The sequence below is a fragment of the Escherichia sp. KTE172 genome, assembly GCF_000408845.1.
Classification (GTDB): Bacteria; Pseudomonadota; Gammaproteobacteria; order Enterobacterales; family Enterobacteriaceae; genus Escherichia; species Escherichia coli.
In genome coordinates this window covers 2,142,854-2,145,844 of sequence record NZ_KE137316.1, presented here as the reverse complement: position 1 = coordinate 2,145,844, position 2,991 = coordinate 2,142,854, and the positions used below count along the sequence as shown (strand labels likewise).

The following is a 2,991-nucleotide window of genomic DNA, read 5'->3' as shown; positions in this document are numbered from 1 at the left end:
TAAATGGAGAGCCGGATGCGCTGAAAGGTGCACGTCCGGTTCGGGGAGGAGAGGCAGGGAAATAGTCCGACTACGCCCTGCCTCTTACTCTACTCTGGGCAGGAAATCGCTGGTGCTATCTGGCGGTCGTCATGGATCTTTTTGCCCGCAGGGTTATCGGCTGGAGCCTGTCAGCGAATGCCGATACTGCACTGATAAGCAGTGCCTTGCGGATGGCGTATGAGGTGCGTGGTCAGCCGCGGGACGTCATGTTCCATAGCGACCAGGGAAGTCAGTATACAGGACTGAAATATCAACAGCTTATCTGGCGTTACAGGATAAAGCAAAGTGTCAGCCGACGGGGAAACTGCTGGGATAACAGTCCTATGGAACGCTTCTTCCGCAGTCTGAAAACAGAATGGGTGCCGACGGATGGTTACGTAGGCAAGGACGAGGCCCGGCAACAAATTAGCGGTTATATCCTGAATTATTACAATAGCGTCAGGCCTCACCATTACAACGGTGGGTTGACGCCGGAAGAATCAGAGAACAGATACCGTTTTTACTGTAAAACCGTGGCCAATATTACTTGACCACTACAGAATGAAGTTTATGGCGTTTGTATTTTGTAATGTCTGGCCATGCAGTAAATCCAGACAGGTTTTTATTATCATGTGAAGTATTCTGACATAAAATACTAAATTTCTATTTTGTGATGAATGCTGCAAAATTGAATCTGCACTCTGATGTAACTTTTATCTGTTTCAGTGAAGCATGCCCACAGATTGAGTTATTAAGTTGTGGAAGAACAGCTCTGCCCCGCCTGCTTCTCTCCTTTCAGAAGCCAGTATGTTGCCATGCCTCGCCTTAATGGAGAGCGCTGAACCACACCTTCTTTTTCCAGTAATAACAGGTAATAGCGTGCCTGATAATCCGTTACCGCCAGCGCCTCCGCAATTTCTGCGGTTTTCCCTCCATTATGCCTGTTCAGAAATTCCAGTATTTCATTCTTCATATATTCACTCATCTCACTGTAACAAAGTTTCTTCGAATAATAAAAATCATGCTCTCTGTTATCAACGGAAAGGTATTTTTATTCTCTGTGTTTGCTTTATTTGTGCAATTTAGTGAATTTGCTTTTTGTTGGCTTTATTTGATGTGTATCACATTTTGTGTGTTATTTTTCTGTGAAAAGAAAGTCCGTAAAAATGCATTTAGACGATCTTTTATGCTGTAAATTCAATTCACCATGATGTTTTTATCTGAGTGTATTCTTGTTGTTAGTGTTTTATTCTAGTTTAATTTTGTTTTGTGGGTTAAAAGATCGTTTAAATCAATATTTACAACATAAAAAACTAAATTTAACTTATTGCGTGAAGAGTATTTCCGGGCCGGAAGCATATATCCAGGGGCCCGACAGAAGGGGGAAACATGGCGCATCATGAAGTCATCAGTCGGTCAGGAAATGCGTTTTTGCTGAATATACGCGAGAGCGTGCTGTTGCCCGGCTCTATGTCTGAAATGCATTTTTTTTACTGATAGGTATTTCTTCTATTCACAGTGACAGGGTCATTCTGGCTATGAAGGACTATCTGGTAGGTGGGCACTCCCGTAAGGAGGTCTGCGAGAAATACCAGATGAATAATGGGTATTTCAGTACAACACTGGGGAGACTTATACGGCTGAATGCTCTTGCAGCAAGGCTTGCACCTTATTATACAGATGAGTCGTCGGCATTTGACTAAATTATGGCATTCCGGAGTTTCTGGAAGATAAAAAAAGAAGCCCTTATCAGAAAGCAGACAGGTTATATCAGTATTCTGTCGATAAATAACCTGCCCTGAAAATACGAGAATATTATTTGTATTGATCTGGTTATTAAAGGTAATCGGGTCATTTTAAATTGCCAGATATCTCTGGTGTGTTCAGTAATGAAAAAGAGGTTGTTATTTATGATTAAGTCGGTTATTGCCGGTGCGGTAGCTATGGCAGTGGTGTCTTTTGGTGCACATGCTGCTCCAACTATTCCTCAGGGGCAGGGTAAAGTAACTTTTAACGGAACTGTTGTTGCTGCTCCATGCAGCATTTCTCAGAAATCAGCTGATCAGTCTATTGATTTTGGGCAGCTCTCAAAAAGCTACCTTGAAGCAGGAGGTGTATCCAAGCCAATGGATCTGGATATTGAGTTAGTTAATTGTGATATTACTGCATTCAAAAAACCAAGTGCTGTAGGTGGTACTGCAAAAGCAGGGACGGTGAAGTTAGCTTTTACTGGCCCAATAGTTGCTGCCCATAGTGATGAGTTAGACACCACCGGCGGTACAGGTACGGCTATTGTAGTTCAGGCTGCAGGTAAAAACGTTTCTTTCGATGGCACAGAAGGTGATGCTAATACCCTGAAAGATGAACCGCCCCGGGTTTCCTGGAGAGTGTTTTATCTGTGAACTCAGGCTGCCAGATCATCGTTTCCGATGGAAGCATAATAAGCTTTTTCTGCTTCTGCCGGAGGAGTATGGCCCAGCCTTTCCAGCAATCGTCGATTGTTATACCAGTCCACCCACGTGAGTGTGGCCAGTTCCACTTCTGCACGGTTTTTCCAGCTCTTACGGTGTATTACCTCCGCTTTGTAAAGACCATTGATGCTCTCCGCCATCGCGTTGTCATACGAGTCGCCTGTACTTCCTGTTGATGCCAGTAATCCGGCTTCCTTAAGCCGCTGTGTGTAGGCCAGCGATACATACTGAGAACCTTTATCACTGTGATGGACCGTGCCGGACGGTCGACGGGCCCATAACGCCTGCTCCAGTGCATCCAGCACGAATGTCGTTTCCATGGACGATGAGACCCGCCACCCCACGATGTATCCGGCAAACACATCAATGATGAACGCCACATAGACGAAGCCCCGCCATGTGCTGAGTAGAGTAAGAGGCAGGGCGTAGTCGGACTATTTCCCTGCCTCTCCTCCCCGAACCGGACGTGCACCTTTCAGCGCATCCGGCTCTCCATTTA

Annotated in this window: 2 protein-coding genes and 3 pseudogenes; 3 read left to right on the top strand and 2 right to left on the bottom strand. The window is 45.1% G+C overall.

Features of this window, described 5'->3' with window-relative positions; translation table 11 throughout:
- A pseudogene (locus G434_RS30730) lies at positions 1–572 on the top strand (IS3 family transposase); the annotation flags it as partial.
- A 200-nt stretch (positions 573–772) separates the two neighbouring features.
- Here the strand turns inward: G434_RS30730 and papI are convergent.
- The gene (gene papI, locus G434_RS13575; RefSeq protein ID WP_000006214.1) at positions 773–1,006 is read right to left on the bottom strand and encodes a major pilus subunit operon transcriptional regulator PapI; all 234 of its coding nucleotides are present in this window, start codon (positions 1,004–1,006) and stop codon (positions 773–775) included.
- 553 nt (positions 1,007–1,559) lie between these two features.
- Here papI and G434_RS30970 point away from each other — a divergent pair.
- Complete coding sequence (locus G434_RS30970) at positions 1,560–1,724, top strand: PapB/FocB family fimbrial expression transcriptional regulator (protein ID WP_001305388.1); 165 nt, start codon at positions 1,560–1,562, stop codon at positions 1,722–1,724.
- Between the two features lie 207 nt (positions 1,725–1,931).
- Positions 1,932–2,384: pseudogene (papA, locus tag G434_RS13580) on the top strand (P fimbria major subunit PapA); the annotation flags it as partial.
- A 41-nt stretch (positions 2,385–2,425) separates the two neighbouring features.
- Here papA and G434_RS13585 read toward each other — a convergent pair.
- Positions 2,426–2,905: pseudogene (locus tag G434_RS13585) on the bottom strand (IS3 family transposase); the annotation flags it as partial.
- Positions 2,906–2,991 lie beyond the last annotated feature (86 nt).